We start from the raw sequence: 20,785 nt of genomic DNA on the forward strand, positions 1-20,785 counted from the left end.
CGCTTCTTTCCCTTGTTCTAGACGCCCCTTGTCCTGGCGGCCGGCCGGCACGCCCGTTCCCTCACGGGAACAGCACGGCGCGGGCGACACGGTCCCAGGTGTAGGTTTCCAGCACGTGGTTCTGGCCGCGGGCGCCCATGACGGCCAGGCGCTGCGGATCGGATACGGCGTGGATGATGAGGTCGGCCAGCACCTGCGGGTCAGCGCGCGACGCCAGGAAGCCATAGCGGCCGTCGCCGGTGATCTCGGGCAGGCCGTTGCGGCGCAAGCCCAGCACCGGGGTGCGGGAGATCAGCGCCTCCAGGTACACCTGGCCCCAGGGGTCGTTCAGCATGGGCTGCACCAGCAGGGAGGAACGGCGGTACAGCTCCTGCAGCTCAGCCCACGGCAGGCTGGACCGGAAGTCGATGGCCGGATGCTCCGGCACCCGGTCGCGCACCGAGGGGTCGGCCACGATGCTCAGGGTCAGATCCGGCCGGCGCAGCACCGCCTGCTGGAAGGCTTCGATGACCAGCTCGCCGCCCTTTTCCCGGAACAGGTGCTTGCAGACGAACAGCAGCTTGGGCTTGGCGTAGTCCTTGGGGCCGATGTAGGGCTTGATGTCGCCCATGCCCGAGCCCACCGCCGTCACCCGCGCCGCCGGCACGCCGTAATGGCTGATGATGTGGTCGCGCACATAGCGGCCGAAGGTGAAGATGTGGTCGACACAGTGCAGCGACCGCCGCTCCAGCTCCTCATAGGCCTCCAGCGCGCGGGCGCTGTAGCCGGCGATGTCGGGGCGATGCTCCGCCGCCAGCGCCCAGGTGTGGTCGCAATAGAGGTAGTGGTGGACGCGGTGCGCCCGGTCGAACATGGGGTCGGCCGTGGCCTGCGCCTCCACCGCCGGCAGGTCGAGGGCGCCGGTGTGGATGATGTGACGGGTGCCGCGCTCCGCCGCCTTGGCCGCCAGCTGGCGGGCCAAATGGCGCCGGGCGGGGGCCGCGCGGTACAGCTGCTCCGACGTCATGAGCCGGCCGTAGCCGCCCATCACGTGGCGCGCGGCCAAGCCCATCTTGAAGGTCTTGGACAGATGGGGATGGAAGCCCTCCACCGTCACGCCCAGCTTTTCCAGGGCAACGCCCAGATTGCGGGGCGCGCCCGACCAGGTGCGGGGATGGGTGGGATCGCCGAAGACCGAGGTGATGGCCACGTGGTCGAAGCGGCGCTCGCCCGCCTCACCTTCCGTGATGGCCGGACGGGCGGGCGCCTCGTCCCCGGAAAACCCACCGAAAACCCGCGGCGGCTGCTGGGGACGCCCGGACGGATGCGATTGGGACTGGGGGGTGTGCACGGCCACGGCCTTGGTCACTCCGGTCGGTTGAGCGGCGGCGGGATCGGGGGTGCCTGGAAACCCGTTCGGCGCCGCAGCGTCGTGGACAGGTGGTCCGGGCACACGAACCCACTGATGTCGTGGTTGAAATCAAACAAGCCCGGCGCCAAACCCGCCAGTGACCAACCTGTGACCGGGGGTGCTTTATCTGCCCCATTTCAGTCACAGGGGCTATCCCAACGGAAAAAAGGCATATGCCATTTAATGATAAGGTAGCCCTGTTTTGTCACAGCACGGAAAATCCGCCCAGGTTCATGATGAATTACTTCGCATTGGCCGCTAATGGGGACGCTCCGTGTCGTCAAGAATTCCCAGTGCAGCATTCATGGACAATAGTCAGGCTGCCACTGCCGCCGTTTCACCCACCGACACCGCTACTGCGCCGCAGGGCGGCCTATCCGGCGGGGACGTCCTGGGCGACTGGATGGCCCAGCGTGTCGGGCCCGGCGCCGCGCCGGCGGACAAGGCCGGTGTGGTGTTCCTGACCCAGGACATCACCGATGTCAGCACCATCAAGCGGGTGCGGGAATTCCTGGACAACGGCCTGCCCGTCCTGGTCCTGGGGTTTGAGCGCGAGCGGTACAACAGCGGCTATCGGCCGCCCTGGCCCCACGTGCTGCTGGGCCGGACCGTGGATGGCAAGTACGCCCATCGCCTGCAGGCGCTGGCGGGCGCCCTGCGCGTCATCTTCCGCCACCGCCCACGCCTGACCGACGCCACCATCCTGTACGCCCGCAACATCGACCAGTTGCTGCTGGCCCTGGTCATGAAGCTGTTCATCAGCCGGCGGGCGGAGGTGGCCTACGAGGTGCTGGACATCCAGCCCATGTTCGTGGCCCACGGCCTGCGCTCTTTCCTGCTGCGGCTGGTGGAACGCCTCTGCCTGACCCAGGTGAAGCTGCTGGTGCTGTCCTCTCCCGGCTTCCACCGCCACTATTACGCGCCCACGCAGAAGTTCCGGGGCCCTTGGCTGCTGGTGGAGAACAAGCTGCCGCGCATCGGCTTGCCGGAACGGCCGAAGCCCGCCGCCACGGTGGCGGCCGAGATTCGGCCCACCGGGGCCCAATCCGCCGGGACCAAGCCCCTGATGCCGCCACACCGCCCTTGGGTCATCGGCTATTTCGGCCTGATCCGGGGGGAGCAGACGGTGGACCTGATGCACCGCCTGGCCCAGCGTCTGCCCGACCGGCTGCAGATCCGTTTCCGCGGCGTGCTGACGACGGTGGATGAAAAGCGCTTCTTCAAGACGCTGGAGTCCTGCCCCAACATCGTTTACGGCGGCCGCTACGACCATCCGGGCGAATTGGCCGACATGTATGCCGGCGTGGATTTCGCCTGGGCGCTGGACCTGGAAAACACCGAGCACAATTCCCGCTGGCTGCTGCCCAACCGCTTCTATGAGGCGGGCTATTTCGGCGTGCCCTGCCTGAGCGTCCAAGGCTTCGAGGTCGACCGCCTGGTACGCCGCCACGATGTGGGCTGGGGTTTCGAGCAGCCGCTGGAAGATACCATGGTCCGCTTCTTCCAGGACCTGACGGTCGATGAGTATGAGCGCAAGCGGCAGCGCCTGCTGGCCCTGCCCGACGAGACCTTCGTCGCCGGTGAGGAGATCCGGGCTCTGTGCCGTTTTTTCGCCCGGCGGGCCTCGACCCCGATGGAAAAGCCGCCGGTTGAGGAGGGAATGCAGCCGCGCCCCGCGTCCTGATCCGCCGCCCCCGATTTATCGCGGACCCATCAAAAGCCCCCCGAGTTGTCGGGGAGAAGACTGTGAAGGGAATAGGCTATGAGCGACACCGTTGTGGTGACCGGCGGCGCCGGTTTCATCGGCAGCCACGCCTGCAAGGCGCTGGCCCAGGCGGGGTTCAGCCCCGTCACCTATGACAATCTGAGCCGCGGCCCCCGGGAGGCGGTGCTGTACGGCCCGCTGGAGGTGGGCGACATCGGTGACGTGGACCGGCTGACCGCCGTGCTGCGCGACTATGATCCCTGCGCGGTCATGCACTTCGCGGCCTACGCCCACGTCGGCGAGTCCGTCAGCGACCCGCTGCTGTATTACCGCAACAACGTCTCGGGCTCCGTCGGCCTGTTGGAGGCGATGCGCGACGCCGGGGTCGCCAACCTGGTCTTCTCCAGCACCTGCGCCGTCTATGGCGTGCCGCAACGGGTGCCGATCACGGAGGGCCATCCCCAGGCGCCCATCAACCCCTATGGCGCCAGCAAGCAGATGATGGAGCGCATCATCGCCGACTGCGAACCCGCCTGGGGCCTGCGCGCCGTCGTCCTGCGCTATTTCAACGCGGCCGGCGCCGACCCGGACGGCGACCTGGGGGAGAACCACGACCCCGAGCCGCACCTGATTCCCAATGTGCTGGACGCGGCCCTGGGCCGCAAGGACGGGCTGACGGTCAATGGTGCCGATTATCCCACGCCGGACGGCACCTGCATCCGTGATTACATCCACGTCAGCGACCTGGCCCAAGCCCACATCCTGGCGCTGAAGCATCTGCTGGACGACGGCCCGTCCATGGCCCTGAACCTGGGCAACGGCAACGGCTATTCCGTGCGCGAGGTCATGGAGGCGGCGGAGCGGGTGACCGGCCTGCCCATCCCCTGGCAGGTCGGCCCCCGCCGGCCGGGCGACCCGCCGGCCCTGGTGGGCGACGCCACCCAAGCCCGCCGCATCCTGGGCTGGACGCCGGAGCGCAGCGGCCTGGACGTGCAGATCGCCGACGCCTGGCGCCGACGCCTGCGCGAACTGCAGGCCCCGCAGGAGGCGGGGGTTGCCGCCGGCACCGTGCGCAAGACCGCCTAACAAGCGGAACCTAAGCGGCATGGGCCGACAAGGTTCATGCCGTAGGCTGCGACCGCAGCCGCCACAGCTTTCCGGGGCGCGTCAGCGAACTGGAAAGCGAGGATCAGCCAAGGGCCCGGACGGGCCTGCCGGCGTCTGAGGAAAACGAACTATACGGTCTCGATGAAGCCGTCGCGCACCGTCACCGGCCAGGGCAGCAAGCCCTGGCCGGGGCACGGTCCGGCGACGCAGCGCCCGGTATCGATGTCGAACAGGGCGCTGTGCCAGCCGCAGCGGATGACGTCCCGGCCGGTCAGGTCCTGGGCGAGGTAGTCGTCCAGGGTGAAGGCCAGGGGTACGCCGGCATGGGGGCAGCGGTCGACATAGCCCATGACCGCCTCCCCCCGCCTCACAACGAAGCCGTGGAAACGGTCGCCCTGGATCTCCAGCACGAAGTTGCGGGCGCCGAGCGGCGCCAGCTCCGCCACCGCGCACAAGCGCACCCCGGCCGGCGTCCGGGTCAGCCGTGGGCGGATACCGCCCGGCGCGGGCGCGTCGCTCAACGCACGGCCCGCAGGGCGTCGATGAACTGCGGCACGGTGGCCAGCGTCAGGCCGGCCAAGTTGGCGCGACCATTGCCCACCATGTAGACGGCATGGTCGCGCCGCAGCACGGCCACCTGCTCCGGCGACAGGGGCAACAGCGAGAACATGCCGCGCTGGCGCCCCAGCGGGGCCAGCCAGGCGTCACCGGCGGCCAAGGCCTGGCGCACCTGGTTGATGCGGGTGCGCATGGCGTCCAGCTCCGCCCGCCACTCGGCGGTCAGGCCGGCGTCGTCCAGGATGACGCGCACCAGGGCGCCGCCATGGTCGGGCGGCATGGACCAGTTGACGCGGGCCAGCAGCAGGATGTTGGAGCGCATCAGCGCCGTGCGCGCGGGTGTGCCGCCCTTGGCGTAAAGGGCGCCCACGCGCTCCCGGTACAGGCCGAAGTTCTTGTCGCAGGAATACGCCACCAGGGCGTCCGGTGCCGCGTCCAGCACCAGGCGGGCGCCGGCGGCATCCTCCTCCAGCCCATCGCCCAGGCCCTGGTAGGCAAGGTCGATGAGGGGGATCAGGCCGCGCTCGGCCACCACATCGGCCACCGCCCGCCACTGGGCTTGGTCCAGGTCGGCGCCGACGGGGTTGTGGCAGCAGCCGTGCAGCAGCACCACGTCACCAGCGGCGGCACCCTTCAGGGCGGACATCATCTCATCGAACAGGACGGTCTGGGTCGCCTGGTCGTAATAGCGGTAGGTGGCCACGGTCAACCCGGCGGAGGTCATGATGGGCGCGTGGTTGGGCCAGGTCGGCGTGCCCAGCCAGACCTTGGCGCCCGGTCCCTTGGCGTTTTTCTGGGCGGCGTTCACCAGCTCCGCCGCCAGGCGCAGGGCGCCGGTGCCGCCGGGCGTCTGCACCCCCACCATCGTGTCGGCCGGCATCGCCTTGCCGAAGACGATGGGCTGCAGCAGCTCGGTATAGCGGATGTCGCCCTCGGGCCCCAGATAGCTCTTGCTGCCCTGCGTCTCCAGCAACCGGCCCTCGGCCGCCTTGACGGCGCGCATGACCGGCGTGGCGCCGCTGTCGTCGCGGTAGACGCCCACCCCCAGGTCCAGCTTCTTGGGCCGCGGGTCGTCGCGGTACAGCGCGATCAGGGACAGCAGGACATCGGCGGGCTGCGGCGTCAGCGCGTCGAAAGGCGTCGGGGCGGACATCGTGGAGACTCCCTTATGGGCGGGGCTGGATCCGCCCCCAGCGGCGGCATCCCTATCGTTGCTGAATGATTTTATGCGAAATCTGTGACAATGTCCTTTCATTGACGCGCAGTGGGAACCCAATATGGGAAGCGTATTTCGCCGGATTGGAAAAAATGAAAGAGATTGATCAGTTCGATGAAATCGACCACCGCATCCTGCGCGCCCTGCAACGCGACGCCAGCCTGAGCCACGCCGCCCTGGCGGAGGAGGTGGGCGCCTCTCCCGCCTCATGCTGGCGGCGCATCAAGGCGCTGGAGGGGGCCGGCATCCTGGGCGCCACCGTGCGCCTAGTGGACGCCGCCAAGGTCGGCCGGGGCGTCAGCGTCATGTGCCAGCTGCGCATGAAAAGCCACGCCACCAAGGACCGGCAGGAATTCGAGGCCTTCATCCAGACGCGCGGCGAGATCATGGACTGCCACAGCATGTCCGGTGAATGGGACTATCTGATGCGGGTGGTGGTGGCCGACGTCGCCAGCTATGAGCGCTTCCTGATGCGGGAATTGCTGGCCCACCCGGCCGTGGCCGCCGCCGCCTCGCACTTCGCGCTCAGCCAGGTGAAATACACCACCGCCCTGCCGATCTGATCTTTTCCATTTCCGGTGCCTTCCTTTCACCGATGGCGTTCGGGCCGCGAAACCTTTTCGGGCCTGCCGGGTTCCGCCAGCGCGATTGAAAGGTTTTCGCGGGAACCGCCGTCCATCCGGGATCCATCCAGGCCCGCGGCCCCAGCCCGGCGGCGTTTATCCATTTGACAAGCGGCGGACATCGCCCCTTATATCGTTTCAAATGAAACGATCTGGTGGAGGCAGCGGCCATGACCCAGGACAGCATCCGAGACAACGCGCCCTTTGACATGATGAGCGGCTTCGGCAACAGCTTCGCGACCGAGGCTGTGCCCGGCGCCCTGCCCGTGGGCCGCAACTCGCCCCAGAAGGTGCCCTTCGGCCTGTACGCCGAGCAGCTGTCGGGCAGCGCCTTCACCGCCCCACGTACGGAAAACCGCCGGTCCTGGCTGTACCGCCTGCGCCCCACCGCCAGCCATGCGCCGTTTAAGGCCTATGGGCGGGCCAGCCTGCTGCGCTCCGGCCCATTCGACGAGGTGCCGCCCACGCCCAACCGCCTGCGCTGGGATCCGCTGCCCCTGCCCGATGCGCCGACCGACTTCGTCGACGGGCTGGTGAGCTATGGCGGCAACGGCGACGTGGGCACCAACAACGGCATCGCCATCCACCTCTACGCCGCCAACCAGCCCATGACGGCAAGGGTGTTTTACAACGCGGACGGCGAGCTGCTGCTGGTGCCGCAGCTGGGCCGCCTGCGCCTGGAAACGGAGCTGGGTCGGCTGGAGGTGGCGCCGGGCGAGATCGCCGTGGTGCCGCGCGGCGTGCGCTTCCGCGTCCTGCTGCCGGACGGCACCGCCCGGGGCTATGTCTGCGAAAACTACGGCGCGCCGTTCAAGCTGCCCGACCTGGGCCCCATCGGCGCCAACGGCCTGGCCAACCCGCGCGACTTCCTGACTCCCGTCGCCTGGTTCGAGGATGTGGATGAGGCCACCGAGGTGGTGCAGAAGTTCCAGGGCCGCCTGTGGACCACCACCCTGGACCACAGCCCCCTGGACGTGGTGGCCTGGCACGGCAACCTGGCGCCCTACACCTACGACCTGGCGCGGTTCAACACCATCAACACCGTGTCCTACGACCACCCCGACCCGTCCATCTTCACGGTGCTGACCGCGCCGTCGGAAATCGCCGGCACGGCCAATTGCGACTTCGTCATCTTCCCGCCGCGCTGGATGGTGGCGGAGGACACGTTCCGGCCGCCCTGGTTCCACCGCAATGTCATGAATGAATTCATGGGCCTGATCCACGGCCAGTACGACGCCAAGGCTGGCGGCTTCGCGCCCGGCGGCGCCTCGCTGCACAACTGCATGAGCGGCCACGGCCCCGACCGCACCAGTTACGAGCGGGCGGTGGCGGCGGATCTGAAGCCGCACAAGATCGAGAACACCATGGCCTTCATGTTCGAAAGCCGCTGGGTCATCCGCCCCACCCGTTTCGCCACCGAGACCCCGCTGATGCAGTTGGACTATGATGACTGCTGGGCGGACTTCACCAAGGCCCAGCCGCCGCGATGACCCCCACCATGACGAAAACCGCCATGATCGACGAGACCCACAACCCGGCCCTGACCAGCTGGGTCAGCAGCGCCAACGGCCACGCCGAGTTCCCCATCCAGAACCTGCCCCTCGGCGTGTTCAGCACCCGGAACGAACCGCCGCGCGGCGGTGTCGCCATCGGCGACTGGGTGCTGGATTTGGCCAAGGCCGGCCGGTCCGGCCTGTTGACGGGGGATGCGCTGGACGCCGCCATCGCCGCCAGCGGCCCAACGCTGAACCCGCTGCTGGCCCTGGGGGCGGGCCCGCGCCGGGCCCTGCGCCGCCGGCTGTCGCAGCTGCTGACCACCGGCAGCGATGACCAGGGCATCGTGGAAGGTCTGCTTTACCACGCGGCGGACTGCACCCTGCATCTGCCCACCGCCATCGGTGGCTACACGGATTTCTACGCCGGCATCCACCACGCCCTGAACGTCGGCCGGCAGTTCCGCCCGGACAACCCGCTGCTGCCCAACTACAAGCACGTGCCCATCGGCTATCACGGCCGCGCCTCGTCCGTGCGCGTCAGTGGGGCGGAGGTGCGCCGGCCCAACGGACAGCGCAAGGCTCCGGACGCGGAGGCGCCGACCTTCGGCCCCAGCCAGCGCCTGGACCTGGAGCTGGAGCTGGGCATCTGGATCGGCCCTGGCAACGAGCTGGGCACCCCCGTCCCCATCGGCGCGGCGGACAGCCATATCGCGGGCCTCTGCCTGCTGAACGACTGGTCGGCCCGCGATCTGCAGGCCTGGGAATACCAGCCGCTGGGCCCCTTCCTGGCCAAGAACTTCCTGACCACCGTGTCGCCCTGGATCGTGACGGCGGAGGCGCTGGCCCCCTTCCGCGCGCGCCAGCCGGCGCGCGGCCCCGACGACCCCAAGCCCCTGCCCTACCTGTGGGATGAGACGGACCAGGAGCGGGGCGCCTATGGCATCGAGCTGTCCGTACTGATCCGCACGCCCCAGATGCGTGAGAGCAAGCAGGCCCCCCACCGCCTGGGCACCGGCCCCGCCACCAACCTCTATTGGACGGCGGCGCAGCTGGTGGCGCACCACACCTGCAATGGCTGCGACCTGAACCCTGGCGACCTGCTGGGCACCGGCACCATCTCCACCCCTGACGACAGCGGCGTGGGCAGCCTGCTGGAGCTGACGCGGGGCGGCAAGGCGCCCATCACCCTACCCAACGGCGAGACGCGCACCTTCCTGGCCGATGGCGATGAGTTGATCCTGGCTGGCCGGGCCGTGGCCGACGGCTATGTCTCCATCGGCTTCGGCGAGTGCCGGGGCCAGGTGACGCCCGCGTTGAACATCTGAGAAAGGGAACGCCATGACCCAGCAGGCCATGACCCAGCAGAAGGTCATCATCACCGGCGGTGCCGGCGTCCTGGGCGCCGCCGTGGTCCAGGCCTTCCTGGCCGGGGGCCACCGCGTCGCCGTGGTCGACCATGCGCCCGCACCCGCCGCCGTGGCGGAAGGCGTGCTGCACCTGGGTGGCGTGGATCTGACGGACGAGGCCGCCGCCCGTACCGCCTTCCAACAAGCCAAGGTCGCCATGGGCGGCGCCGACGCGCTGGTCAACGTCGCCGGCGGTTTCCGCTGGCAGACGGTGGCGGACGGCGATCCCTCCGCGTGGGAGAAGCTGTTCGCCATCAACGCCCGCACCTGCTTGAACATGTGCCGCGCCGCCATCGTGCCCGAGGGCGGCCTGTCGGATGGCGGCGCCATCGTCAACGTGGGTGCCGCGGCGGCGGAGAAGGCTGGCGCCGGCATGGGCGCCTACGCGGCATCCAAGGCCGCCGTGGCCCGCCTGACGGAGAGCCTGGCGGCGGAGCTGGGCGGGCGCATTCGCGTCAACGCCGTGCTGCCGCTGATCATGGACACGCCGCAGAACCGCGCGGACATGCCCGGCGTCGATCCCAAAAGCTGGACCGCCACGGCGGCCGTGGCCGACGCCATCGTCTTCCTGGCCAGCCGGGCCGCCCGCGCCATCAACGGCGCCCTTGTCCCCGTCACCGCCCCCACCGCCGACTGAAGAGGTCCAACATGGTCAAGCGCCTGAACGCCGCCGACCTTCCCCCCTGCCCGGCTGGACCGTGACGCCGGAGGGCGACGCCATCACCCGCCGCTGCGTCTTCACCGATTTCCGCGCCGCCTTCGGCTTCATGACCCAGGTGGCCCTGCTGGCGGAAAAGGCGGACCACCATCCGGAATGGTTCAACGTCTACAACCGCGTGGACATCCGGCTGACCACCCATGACGCCGGCGGCCTGTCGCAACGCGACGTGGACATGGCCCAGGCCATCGACCGTTTGTTGCCCGTGCTCTGACCCGACGGACACAATCGGCATCACCGCGCTTGCACACGGGGGGCAATGGCGATTAGAGGTGATCGCCTCCGCCAACCCCGAATCCCCCGTGTGCCGCCGGTGAAAGTCCTTATCGCCGACACCGTCCATCCCAACGACCCCGGCCGCATCGTCGAGGCGGACCTGATGGCTGCCGGGGCCACGGCCATCGTGCGCCTGGGTGCCGGTGAGTTGCTGGCCGACGCCGTCCTGCGTGAGGCGCCGGATCTGGTGATCGTGGACATGGCCCGCCCCGACCGCGACGGGCTGGAGGACATCCGCGCCATTTCGCGCCACGACCCGCGCCCTATCGTCATGTTCGTGGACCAGGACGACCCCGCCTTCATGGAGGCGGCGATCGAGGCCGGCGTCAGTTCCTACAACGTGGTCGGCGCCTCGTTGCCCGTCCTGAAGCCGGTGGTGCAGGCGGCCGTGGCCATGTTCCGCCGCTACCGCCAGGTGGAAGCCAGCCTGCACAAGGCCGAGACCAGCTTGCGCGAGCGCGAGGTGGTGGACCAGGCCAAGGCCCTGCTGATGCGCCAGCGGGGCATGGCGGAACCGGACGCCTATCGCTGGCTGCGCCGGCGGGCCATGGAGCAGAGCCGGAAGCTGGCCGCCGTGGCCGCCGACATCGTGGCCGCCGCTGAACAGAAAAAAGGAGGCGGGTCATGAGCCTGCAGCGCCCCGTCCGCATCGGCCTGCTGCGCCTGACCGACAGCGCCCCGGTCATCCACGCCCAGACCGCCGGCCTGTTCGCGGCCGAGGGCCTGGACGTTACCCTGTCGGTGGAGCCCAGCTGGGCCAACCTGGCGGACAAGCTGTCCTACGGCCTGCTGGACGCCGCCGTGATGCTGCCACCGCTGGTGCTGGCCATGGCGCTGGGCTTGCGTCCGGCCGCGGCCAGCATCATCGTCCCCATGAGCCTCAGCCAGCATGGCGACGCCGTGACCCTGTCCAATGAGCTGGCAGCACCCATTCTGGCGGGCGGGCGCCCCGACGCCGCCGAGGCCGGGCGCCGCCTGGCGAGGCTGCTGCGCGCCCGAGCCCAAACCAACGGGCCGCGCGTCACCCTGGCGGTGGTGCATGCCTGGTCGGCCCACGCCTTGCTGTTCAAAAGCTGGCTGCACGCCGCCGGCATCGATCCCCAGGCCGACGTGGACTGGGCCATCGTGCCACCGGCCGACAGCGTGGCCGCCATCGAGAGCGGCCGCATCGACGGCTTCTGCGCCGGCGCTCCCTGGGGGGCGGTGGCGGCAACCGCCGGCGTGGGCCGCACCGTGGCCCTGTCGTCCGACATCATGCCCAGCCATCCAGAGAAGTGCCTGGCGGTGCGCGAGGCCTGGGCCGACGAACACCCCGATGCCCTGCAAAGCCTGTTGCGCGCCCTGCTGCGCGCCGCCGCCGACTGCGCCGATCCGGCCAACACCCCCGCCATCACCGCCACCCTGGCCCAGCCGGCCTTCCTGAACCTGGACCCCGGGGTCATCGCCGCGTCCCTGCCCGGCGGCGCCCGCGACGGCGCTGGCCGGGACACCGACGTCTGCGTCTTCGGCGCGGCCACCCGCCCCACCCTGGACCAGGCCCGCTGGTTCCTGGACCAGATGGCCCGCTGGCGCGACCTGCCGGTCAGCGCCGCCGAGGCGGAAGCGCTGGCCGCCCGGATTTACCGGCCGGATTTGTATGACGCGGCGGCGGGTGTCATTCGGCCATGACCGAAGTCATCGCGTACGCGCCCCACCTTTCCTGAGGAACCCCCTCTATTGGCCGTTTCTCCAGCTGACCTCCGCGCTGACGGCCATTATAGGGATTGGCCTCCTTGGTATCCTGGCCTGGATAAATACCTTCTCCGCTCATTGATTGAGCCTGAAAAGGCGCACATATTGAGTTCATGAAAACGCGCATGTTCTGTGCGCATGTTTATGGAGGCTCCCATGCGACCTCAAATGGTTCCCCCCGCAAGCACCGAATCCGGTCCCAGAAAAGGGACAAATGTCTCGCTCCCTGAAGCCCTCGTTGCCGAAGCGAAGGTTTTGGGCATCAATATTTCTCGTGCTTGCGAGCGGGGCCTGGCAACGGAGATAGCTGAGAAGAAGGCCGCTCAATGGCTCGAAAGAAACCAAGGGGCCATTGACGATTGGAACGCCTACGTTGAGAAGAACGGCGTGCCGCTGTCCGAATTTCGTCAATTCTAATGGCGCAGTTGGACCTATATTGTCTTCCACGGCGACCCGGCTTCATTCTGGAGGTACAGGCTAATCTGTTGATTGGCCTATCCACCGCTGCCGTTGTGCCATTGCTGCCACAGCAGGCCGATTTACGGATCCTGGAGCGGCTGAATCCCGTTTTTAATATCGATGGCATTGTGCATGTGATGCTGACCCAGTCCATCGCGACTGTGCCGCGCAAAGAATTAGGGCCACCGGTCAGCAGCCTAAACTCCCAACACTATTTCGATGTCATCAACGCCCTGGACATGCTGATTTCCGGCTCATAGCCAAGTCTTCTAATCCCGCACCAGCGACAGGATCAGCAGCACCAGCAGCACCAGGGCCGTCAGCTTCCAGAACCGCACCGGGTCGCGATCATAGAGCGACCGGCGGCGGGCGGGCCTCGGCGCGGGCTGGGCAGCACCCGCCTCCAGTTCCAGGGCGAATTCCAGCACATCGCCGTGACGGTCGGCCGGGTTGGCGGCGACGGCCTTCATGACCGACAGGTCCAGCCAGGTGGGCAGGTCGGGGCGGCGCTGTTGCAAGGGCACGGGCGCGCCGAAGCGCGGGCGCTGGAAGGGTTCGACCTCGCCGTAGGGGTAGGCGCCGGTGAACAGGTGATAGACGGTGACGCCCAGGGCGTAGAGGTCGGTGCGCTCGTCCCCAGGCTCGCCCGCCAGCAGTTCCGGCGCCATGTAGCTGGGCGTGCCGGGGATTTGCTCGGCCGGAAAGTCCTCCATCCCGGGCAGGCGTACCACGCCCAGGTCGATGAGGCGCAAGGCCCCGGCACCGTCGATGATGACGTTGTCCGGCTTGATGTCGCGGTGGATGATGCCGGCGCGGTGCAGGGCCGCCACCGCCTTGGCCAGCTTCACCGCCAGGGGCACGCCCTCCGCCACGCCCACGCGCGGCGGGGCGGCCACACGCTGAGCCAGGGTCTGGCCGGGGTAATAGGGCATGGCGTTGTAAAGCCGCGTCTGCCGGCCGGGCGGCACCTCCACCACCTCCCCCAGCCAGGGGCTGCGCACCCGGGCCGCCACCCAGCCCTCGCGCACGAAGGCCAGGCGGTAGACGGCGTCCTCCGCCACGCTGGGCTTGGGGAACTTCAGCACCAGCCGCACCTCCTTCCCCGCCGGCTCGGTCAGGAACAGGGCGCTGTAACGGCCGTCGGAGAGCTGCCGGCCCACGCGGTAGCCGTCGACCACATCCCCCGGCTTGGGCACGGGCAGGATGGGCAGCTCCGCCGTCAGGTCGGCCAATTCCGCCTGGTCGGCCGGCGGCAGGGCCACCACGTCGATAACCAGGGCGGTGGCGTTGTCGTGGCTGCCGGCGGACAGGGCCGTGGCCACCAGCTCCTGGCTGGCCGCCTCCGGCGTCGGTTCACCGGCGGTGAGGCGGGCCAGGTCGCGGGATGACAGAACCCCATGCACGCCGTCGGTCAGCAGCACCAGACGGTCGCCTTCGCGCAAGGGCTCGGCCGTGTAGTCGGCCCGCAGCGCATCCTCCAGCCCGATGGCGCGGCGCAGGATGTGGCGCTGGTCCGGGCCGCTGTGCACATGGTCCTCGGTCAGTTGGGCCAGCCGGCCGTCGCGCAGGCGGTACAGGCGCGTATCGCCCACGTGCAGGATATGGGCGCGCCGGTCGCGCAGGATCACGGCCGTCAGGGTGGTGGCCATGCCGGTACGTTCCGGGTCCACCCGGCCCTGGGCATGGAGCCAGCGGTTGATGGCCTCCGCCGCGTGCGCGGCCGCCCGCCGGACACCCAAGGTCTGGCGTTCACCCAGGTAGAAATCGATGAAGCCGCGCACCGCCAGTTCCGCCGCCACGCGGCCGCCGGGCGCCCCCGATACACCATCGGCGATGGCCGCCACGGCCCCCTGGCGGGCCCGCTGGGTGGCGGTGCCCAGGCACACGCCCACGTAGTCCTCATTGCGTGAACGGCGGCCGGTCTCGCTGCACCAGCCGACGCGCAGTTCGATCTGCCGTGCCCCCATCCCCCGCCTCACCCCAATTTTGCCTATAATTTGATCATTTGCGCAATCAACCCAGCGATTGCGCAAAAACTAGGCATATGTGCCGCCGGTTGTCCGTCCAAAACCCCAGGTTTTCCGCGATTGCGAAATTGGCACGGCGGTTGCGAAGAACATTACACGAGCAGGGGGCCAAAAGGTTCTTTTCTGCATCGGGGCGGCCCCAACGGCGGGGCGGCCCCGCCTCCGGGATGGCGCAACGGCGCGGCATCCCCCGTGGTTCGATCGGCGGGTCAACGGCGGCCTGTCAGCGTCCGGTTCCACCGGGCCCTACCCCACCCCCAGGCCCCTCGCGGCCTGACCCCGATCCACCACCCCCTTCTGGTGATAAGCGGCGCCTGACCCATGGCTGCCCCGTCGCCAAAGGCCCACGGCCCTGCCCGGAGGCGCACCCGATGAACAAGAGTTTCCTGAAGGCTGGACATCTGCCGACCCTGTTCGCGGCGTTTCTCTACTTCGACATGAGCTTCATGGCCTGGGTCATCCTGGGCCCGCTGGGCGTGCTGATCGCCAAGGACCTGGGCCTGTCGCCGGCGCAGAAGGGCCTGATGGTGGCGGTGCCGGTGCTGGCCGGCGCCTTCTTCCGCGTCATCAACGGCATCCTGGTGGATCACCTGAAGCCCAAGCGCACCGGCATCCTGGCGCAGGTGGTGGTGATCGCCGGCCTGGTCGCCGTCTGGTACTTCGGGGTGCACAGCTTCAACGCCACGCTGCTGACCGGCGCCATCCTGGGCGTGGCCGGCGCCAGCTTCGCCGTGGCCCTGCCGCTGGCCTCGCGCTGGTATCCGCCGGAACACCAGGGCACGGCCCTGGGCCTGGCGGGTGCGGGCAACTCCGGCACCGTGTTCGCCTCCCTCTTCGCGCCGGCCCTGGCCGTCGCCTATGGCTGGAACAACGTGCTGGGCCTGCTGGCCATCCCGCTCGCCCTGACCCTGTGCGTCTACACCGTGCTGGCCAAGGACAGCCCGGAATGCCCCCCGGCCAAGTCGCTGGCCGAATACCTGGCGGTGCTGAAGATCGGCGACGCCTGGTGGTTCATGTTCTTCTACAGCGTCACCTTCGGCGGCTTCGTCGGCCTCGCCTCCTCCCTCACCATCTACTTCAACGACCAGTACGGCCTCAGCCCCATCACCGCCGGCTACTTCACCGCGGCCTGCGTCTTCGCCGGGTCCCTGGTGCGGCCCATCGGCGGCGCCGTGGCCGACCGCATCGGCGGCGTGCGTTCGCTGACCGTCATGTACACGGTCGCCGCCGGCGCCCTGGTGGTCGTCAGCTTCGCCCTGCCCCAGGCCTGGATGGCCCTGGCCGTCTTCGTCGTCGCCATGCTGGCCCTGGGCATGGGCAACGGCGCCGTCTTCCAGCTGGTGCCGCAGCGTTTCCGCCGCGAGATCGGCGTCATGACCGGCCTGGTCGGCATGATGGGCGGCGTGGGCGGTTTCTACCTGGCCTCCAGCCTCGGCTACTCCAAGCAGCTGACCGGCGGCTACCAGGCGGGGTTCCTGCTGTTCGCCCTGCTGGCCCTGGCGGCCCTGGTTGGCCTGACCGGGGTGAAGCGCCGGTGGCGCACCACCTGGGGCGCCGCCGCCCTGGGCGCCGCCCGCGTCTGACTGGCCGCGTCTGATCCTCAATACCTCTGATTTCGCGATTTCAAGGGAAGGGTTCCCCCATGGACACGCATATGCCCCCGCGCCAGAAGCTGGTGGTCGTCGGCAACGGTATGGCCGGCATGCGGACGGTGGACGAACTGCTGAAGCGCAACCCGCTAAAGTACGACATCACGGTCTTCGGCGCCGAACCGCACGTGAATTACGACCGCATCATGCTGTCGTCCGTGCTGGCCGGTGAAAAGGACCTGGAGCAGATCGTCATCAACCCCCGCTCCTGGTATGAGGAGAATGGGATCGAGCTGATCACCGGTGACGCGGTGACGGCCATCGACACCGCCGCCCGGACCGTGACCTCCGCCAGCGGCCGGGTGGTGGCCTATGACAAGGTCCTGCTGGCCACGGGGTCCCGTCCCATCGCCCCGCCGGTGCCGGGCCTGGACCTACCCGGCGTCTGCGCCTTCCGCGACATCGCCGACGTCAACACCATGATCGCGGCGTCGCAGACGCATAAGCGCGCCATCGTCATCGGCGGTGGACTTCTCGGCCTGGAGGCCGCCAACGGCCTGCTGCGCCGGGGCATGCAGGTGGCCGTCGTCCACCTGATGGGCACGCTGATGGAACGCCAGCTGGACAAGGCGGCGGCCGAGCTGTTGCAGCGCGAGTTGGACGAGCGCGGCATGAACTTCTTCACCAACGGCCAGACCGAGGAGATCTTCGGCGACGGCCGGGTACAGGGCGTGCGCCTGGCCGACGGCCGCGAAATCCCGGGCGACCTGGTGGTGCTGGCCATCGGCATCCGTCCCAACATCGACCTGGCGCGGGCCGCCGGCCTGGCCATCAACCGCGGCATCGAGGTGGGCGACGATATGCGCACCTCCGTCCCCGACATCTTCGCCGTGGGCGAGTGCGTGGAGCATCGCGGCAAGACCTATGGCCTAGTGGCCCCGCTGTGGGACATGGCCAAGGTGTGCGCCGACCATTTGGCGCGCGAGGAAGCCACCAGCGACTACGTCCCCGCCGCCATGGCCACCCGCCTGAAGGTCACGGGCATCGACGTCTTCTCCGCCGGCGATTTCATCGGTGACGAGACAACGGAGGAGGTGGTCTTCCGCGACGCCGCCCGCAACACCTACAAGCGCCTGGTGCTGCGCGACGACAAACTGGTGGGCGCCGTGCTGTACGGCGACGCCCAGGATGGCGGCTGGTACTTCCAGCTGCTGCGCGAGGACAAGCCGCTGGGTGAACTGCGCGACACCCTGATCTTCGGCCAGGCCTTCGCCAGCCTGGCGGCCGGCGCCCCCGCCGCCGACCCCACCGCCGCCGTGGCCGCCCTGCCCGAGGAGGCCGAGATCTGCGGCTGCAACGGCGTATGCAAGGGCAAGATCATGGGCGCCATCGCGGAGCATGGCCTGACCACCCTGGAAGGGGTGCGGGCGCGCACCAAGGCGTCCGCCTCCTGCGGCAGTTGCACGCCCCAGGTGGAACAGCTGCTGGCCCTGTCGCTGGGCGACGGCTACGCCAAGCCCACCGGCGAGAAGCCGCTGTGCAAGTGCACGACGCACAGCCATGACCAGGTGCGCCACGCCATCGTCACCCAAGGCTTGCGCACCATGCCGGCGGTCATGTCCAGCCTGGGTTGGGCCACCCCCGACGGCTGCCACGTCTGCCGCCCGGCGCTGAACTTCTACCTTCTGGTGGCCTGGCCCGGTGAGTACCAGGACGACCAGCAGTCCCGCTTCGTGAATGAGCGCAACCACGCCAACATCCAGAAGGACGGCACCTATTCCGTCGTGCCGCGCATGTGGGGCGGCCTGACCACGGCGGATGAGCTGCGCGCCATCGCCGACGTGGTGGACAAGTACGCCATCCCCACCGTGAAGGTGACGGGCGGCCAGCGCATCGACCTCTTGGGCGTGACGCGCGAGCAGTTGCCCCATGTGTGGAAGGATTTGAACGACGCCGGCATGGTCTCCGGCCATGCCTACGGCAAGGCGCTGCGCACGGTAAAGACTTGCGTGGGGTCGGAATGGTGCCGCTTCGGCACCCAGGACAGCACCGGCATGGGCGTGAAGCTGGAGCGCATGACCTGGGGGTCCTGGCACGCGCACAAGGTGAAGCTGGCCGTGTCCGGTTGCCCCCGCAACTGCGCCGAGGCGACCATCAAGGATTTCGGCGTCGTGGCGGTGGACAGCGGCTGGGAACTGCATGTCGGCGGCAACGGCGGCATCCACGTCCGCGTCACCGACCTGCTGTGCAAGGTGACCACCGAGGAGGAGGTGCTGGAGTATTGCGGCGCCTACCTGCAGCTCTACCGCGAGGAGTCCCGCTATCTGGAGCGCACGGCGCCCTGGATCGAGCGCGTGGGACTACAGCATGTGAAGGACCGCATCGTGGAGGATGAGGCGGGCCGCAAGGCGCTCTACGCCAAGTTCCTGTACGCCCAGAAATTCAGCCAGGACGACCCCTGGGCCGAGCGCGCGCCCGGCAAGGCCGCGGCCGCCCCCTTCCGCACCCTGGCGACGGTGGAGTGATGACCATGGACAGCGTTGGTATCGAAAGCCGTTGGGTCGAGGTGGGGGCGGTGGATGACATCCCCCGCCAGGGTGCCCGCGTGGTCGCCACCCCTCGGGGCGATGTCGCCGTCTTCCGCACCCTGGACGACGCCGTCTTCGCTGTGGACGACCGCTGCCCGCACAAGGGCGGCCCCCTGTCGCAGGGCACGGTGCACGGCCACGCCGTCACCTGCCCTCTGCACAACTGGGTGATCGACCTGGAAACGGGTGAGGCCTGCGCACCCGACGACGGCTGTGTCACCCGCATCCCCGTGCGGGTGCAGGACGGCCGCATCCTGCTGGCCATGGTGGCGTGATGCCGGAGGGGATGGCACGGGACGCTGAAGCCGGTGCCCTCGCCGGCGCCGTCCGCTCCACCTGCCCCTACTGCGGCGTGGGCTGCGGCGTCGTGGCCCAGGCCGATGGCCGGGTGGTGGGCGACACCGACCACCCCGCCAACCGGGGGCGCCTCTGCTCCAAAGGGTCCGCCCTGGCGGAAACGCTGAAGGATGGCGAACGGCTGACCCGCCCCCTGATCGATGGCCGGGCGGCGGACTGGACCCAGGCCCTGGACCTGGTGGCCCAGCGCTTCAAGGCCACGATCGCGGAGCATGGGCCCGACAGCGTCGCCTTCTACGTCAGCGGCCAATGCCTGACGGAGGATTACTACGTCGCCAACAAGCTGATGAAGGGCTTCATCGGCAGCGGCAACATCGACACCAATTCCCGCCTGTGCATGGCCTCCTCCGTCGCCGGCCACAATCGCGCCTTCGGCGCCGACGTGGTGCCCGGGACCTATGAGGATCTGGAGCTGGCGGATCTGGTGGTGCTGGTGGGCAGCAATTCCGCCTGGTGCCACCCGGTGCTGCACCAGCGCCTGCTGGCCGCCCGGGCCAAGCGCCCCCTCCGCATCGTCGCCATCGACCCCCGCCGCACCGCCACCTGCGAGGATGCCGACCTGCATCTGGCCGTGCGCCCCGGCGCCGACGTCGCCCTGTTCAACGGCCTGCTGGCCCACCTGGCCGACCAGGACCAGTTGGACCACGCCTGGATGGCGGCGCACGCGGAAGGGCTTGAGCCCGCCCTCGCCGCCGCCCGCCAGACGACCGACCAGACCGCCGCCCTCACCGGCCTGGACCCGGCGGACCTGGCCCGCTTCTACCAGTGGTTCGCGTCCACCCCACGCGTCGTCACCGTCTACTCCCAGGGCGTGAACCAGTCGTCGGTGGGCACCGACAAGGTCAACGCCATCATCAATTGCCACCTGGCGACGGGGCGCATCGGCAAGCCCGGCTGCGGCCCCCTCTCCATCACCGGGCAGCCCAACGCCATGGGCGGGCGTGAGGTGGGCGGCCTGGCCAACCAGCTGGCGGCCCATATGCGCTTCGACCAGCCGGAGGCGATCGACCGCGTCCGGCGCTTCTGGCGGGCGCCCAACCTGGCGACCAAGCCGGGACTGAAGGCCGTGGAGATGTTCGACGCCGTGCTGGACGGCCGCATCAAGGCCCTGTGGATCATCGCCACCAACCCCGCCGACAGCCTGCCCCGCGCCGACAGGGTGCGCGAGGCGCTGCGCGCCTGCCCCTTCGTCGTCGTGTCCGACTGCTGGCCCAACGATACCACGGCGCTGGCCGACGTGGTGCTGCCGGCGGCGGGATGGGGGAGCGGGACGGCACCGTCACCAACTCCGAACGGGTCATCAGCCGCCAGCGCCCCTTCCGCGCGGCCCCAGGCGAGGCGCGGGCCGACTGGCGGGTGCTGGCCGCCGTGGGCCAGCGCATGGGCTGGAAGGACGCCTTTTCCTGGACCAGCCCGGCGGCGGTGTTCCGGGAGCATGCCGCCCTGTCCGGCTTCGAGAACGCCGGCAGCCGGCCCTTCGACATCAGCGGCCTGGCCATGCTGACCGATGGGCAGTACGACGCCCTGGCGCCGGTGCGC

General features: G+C 69.1%; 19 protein-coding genes. 15 read left to right on the plus strand and 4 right to left on the minus strand.

Annotated features, from left to right (window positions below):
* Positions 1 to 61 precede the first annotated feature (61 nt).
* The gene (locus UAJ10_RS27280; RefSeq protein WP_322918514.1) at positions 62 to 1,336 is read right to left on the minus strand and encodes a glycosyltransferase family 4 protein; all 1,275 of its coding nucleotides are present in this window, start codon (positions 1,334 to 1,336) and stop codon (positions 62 to 64) included.
* 358 nt (positions 1,337 to 1,694) lie between these two features.
* On the opposite strand from UAJ10_RS27280, the gene UAJ10_RS27285 reads away from it, so the two are divergent.
* Both UAJ10_RS27285 and galE read left to right on the plus strand, forming a co-directional pair.
* Positions 1,695 to 3,074 (plus strand): glycosyltransferase family protein, encoded by a 1,380-nt coding sequence (locus UAJ10_RS27285; RefSeq protein ID WP_322918515.1) that lies wholly within the window; start codon positions 1,695 to 1,697, stop codon positions 3,072 to 3,074.
* Between the two features lie 78 nt (positions 3,075 to 3,152).
* Complete coding sequence (galE, locus tag UAJ10_RS27290) at positions 3,153 to 4,181, plus strand: UDP-glucose 4-epimerase GalE (RefSeq protein WP_322918516.1); 1,029 nt, start codon at positions 3,153 to 3,155, stop codon at positions 4,179 to 4,181.
* A gap of 149 nt (positions 4,182 to 4,330) precedes the next feature.
* On the opposite strand, the gene UAJ10_RS27295 is transcribed toward galE, so the two are convergent.
* Both UAJ10_RS27295 and UAJ10_RS27300 read right to left on the minus strand, forming a co-directional pair.
* The gene (locus tag UAJ10_RS27295) at positions 4,331 to 4,723 is read right to left on the minus strand and encodes a Rieske (2Fe-2S) protein (RefSeq protein WP_322918517.1); all 393 of its coding nucleotides are present in this window, start codon (positions 4,721 to 4,723) and stop codon (positions 4,331 to 4,333) included.
* Entirely contained in the window at positions 4,720 to 5,913 is a 1,194-nt protein-coding gene (locus UAJ10_RS27300; RefSeq protein ID WP_322918519.1) for an amino acid aminotransferase, read from the minus strand. Before UAJ10_RS27300 ends, UAJ10_RS27295 begins: the two co-directional genes overlap by 4 nt.
* 155 nt (positions 5,914 to 6,068) lie before the next feature.
* Here UAJ10_RS27300 and UAJ10_RS27305 point away from each other — a divergent pair, with 155 nt between their 5' ends.
* The 9 genes from UAJ10_RS27305 to UAJ10_RS27345 all read left to right on the plus strand — a co-directional run bounded on the left by UAJ10_RS27305 (position 6,069) and on the right by UAJ10_RS27345 (position 12,945).
* Positions 6,069 to 6,539 carry an Lrp/AsnC family transcriptional regulator gene (locus tag UAJ10_RS27305; protein WP_145610276.1) on the plus strand — a complete coding sequence of 157 codons (471 nt, stop codon included), beginning with the start codon at positions 6,069 to 6,071 and terminating at the stop codon, positions 6,537 to 6,539.
* A gap of 230 nt (positions 6,540 to 6,769) precedes the next feature.
* Positions 6,770 to 8,089, plus strand: coding sequence for a homogentisate 1,2-dioxygenase (hmgA, locus tag UAJ10_RS27310; RefSeq protein ID WP_322918520.1), 1,320 nt, complete (start codon positions 6,770 to 6,772; stop codon positions 8,087 to 8,089).
* Positions 8,090 to 8,097: 8 nt separating this feature from the next.
* A complete protein-coding gene (gene fahA / locus UAJ10_RS27315) occupies positions 8,098 to 9,420 on the plus strand; it encodes a fumarylacetoacetase (protein ID WP_322918521.1) in 1,323 nt (440 codons plus the stop codon).
* Between the two features lie 13 nt (positions 9,421 to 9,433).
* Complete coding sequence (locus tag UAJ10_RS27320) at positions 9,434 to 10,138, plus strand: SDR family NAD(P)-dependent oxidoreductase (protein WP_322918522.1); 705 nt, start codon at positions 9,434 to 9,436, stop codon at positions 10,136 to 10,138.
* Positions 10,139 to 10,184: 46 nt separating this feature from the next.
* Complete coding sequence (locus tag UAJ10_RS27325; protein ID WP_322919063.1) at positions 10,185 to 10,433, plus strand: 4a-hydroxytetrahydrobiopterin dehydratase; 249 nt, start codon at positions 10,185 to 10,187, stop codon at positions 10,431 to 10,433.
* Positions 10,434 to 10,532: 99 nt separating this feature from the next.
* Positions 10,533 to 11,123 carry an ANTAR domain-containing response regulator gene (locus UAJ10_RS27330; RefSeq protein WP_322918523.1) on the plus strand — a complete coding sequence of 197 codons (591 nt, stop codon included), beginning with the start codon at positions 10,533 to 10,535 and terminating at the stop codon, positions 11,121 to 11,123.
* A complete protein-coding gene (locus UAJ10_RS27335) occupies positions 11,120 to 12,163 on the plus strand; it encodes an ABC transporter substrate-binding protein (RefSeq protein ID WP_322918524.1) in 1,044 nt (347 codons plus the stop codon). The genes UAJ10_RS27330 and UAJ10_RS27335 overlap by 4 nt, the downstream gene beginning before the upstream one ends.
* Positions 12,164 to 12,382: 219 nt before the next feature.
* The gene (locus UAJ10_RS27340; RefSeq protein ID WP_322485009.1) at positions 12,383 to 12,643 is read left to right on the plus strand and encodes a type II toxin-antitoxin system CcdA family antitoxin; all 261 of its coding nucleotides are present in this window, start codon (positions 12,383 to 12,385) and stop codon (positions 12,641 to 12,643) included.
* Positions 12,643 to 12,945, plus strand: coding sequence for a CcdB family protein (locus tag UAJ10_RS27345; protein WP_322918525.1), 303 nt, complete (start codon positions 12,643 to 12,645; stop codon positions 12,943 to 12,945). Before UAJ10_RS27340 ends, UAJ10_RS27345 begins: the two co-directional genes overlap by 1 nt.
* 9 nt (positions 12,946 to 12,954) lie before the next feature.
* On the opposite strand, the gene UAJ10_RS27350 is transcribed toward UAJ10_RS27345, so the two are convergent.
* Complete coding sequence (locus tag UAJ10_RS27350; RefSeq protein ID WP_322918526.1) at positions 12,955 to 14,652, minus strand: protein kinase domain-containing protein; 1,698 nt, start codon at positions 14,650 to 14,652, stop codon at positions 12,955 to 12,957.
* A gap of 431 nt (positions 14,653 to 15,083) precedes the next feature.
* Here UAJ10_RS27350 and UAJ10_RS27355 point away from each other — a divergent pair, with 431 nt between their 5' ends.
* From UAJ10_RS27355 to UAJ10_RS27370, 4 genes are read left to right on the plus strand one after another with little or no spacing between them, the layout of a single operon-like run.
* Positions 15,084 to 16,295, plus strand: coding sequence for a nitrate/nitrite transporter (locus tag UAJ10_RS27355; protein ID WP_322918527.1), 1,212 nt, complete (start codon positions 15,084 to 15,086; stop codon positions 16,293 to 16,295).
* 59 nt (positions 16,296 to 16,354) lie between these two features.
* Positions 16,355 to 18,826, plus strand: a complete 2,472-nt coding sequence (gene nirB, locus UAJ10_RS27360) for a nitrite reductase large subunit NirB (protein ID WP_322918528.1) — start codon at positions 16,355 to 16,357, stop codon at positions 18,824 to 18,826.
* On the plus strand, positions 18,826 to 19,164 hold the full coding sequence (gene nirD / locus UAJ10_RS27365; protein WP_416235407.1) for a nitrite reductase small subunit NirD: 339 nt from the start codon (positions 18,826 to 18,828) through the stop codon (positions 19,162 to 19,164). Before nirB ends, nirD begins: the two co-directional genes overlap by 1 nt.
* An 11-nt stretch (positions 19,165 to 19,175) precedes the next feature.
* Positions 19,176 to 20,750, plus strand: coding sequence for a molybdopterin-dependent oxidoreductase (locus tag UAJ10_RS27370; RefSeq protein WP_322918531.1), 1,575 nt, complete (start codon positions 19,176 to 19,178; stop codon positions 20,748 to 20,750).
* Positions 20,751 to 20,785: the final 35 nt, after the last annotated feature.

Source organism: Nitrospirillum guaranorum (assembly GCF_034653275.1).
Lineage (GTDB): Bacteria > Pseudomonadota > Alphaproteobacteria > Azospirillales > Azospirillaceae > Nitrospirillum.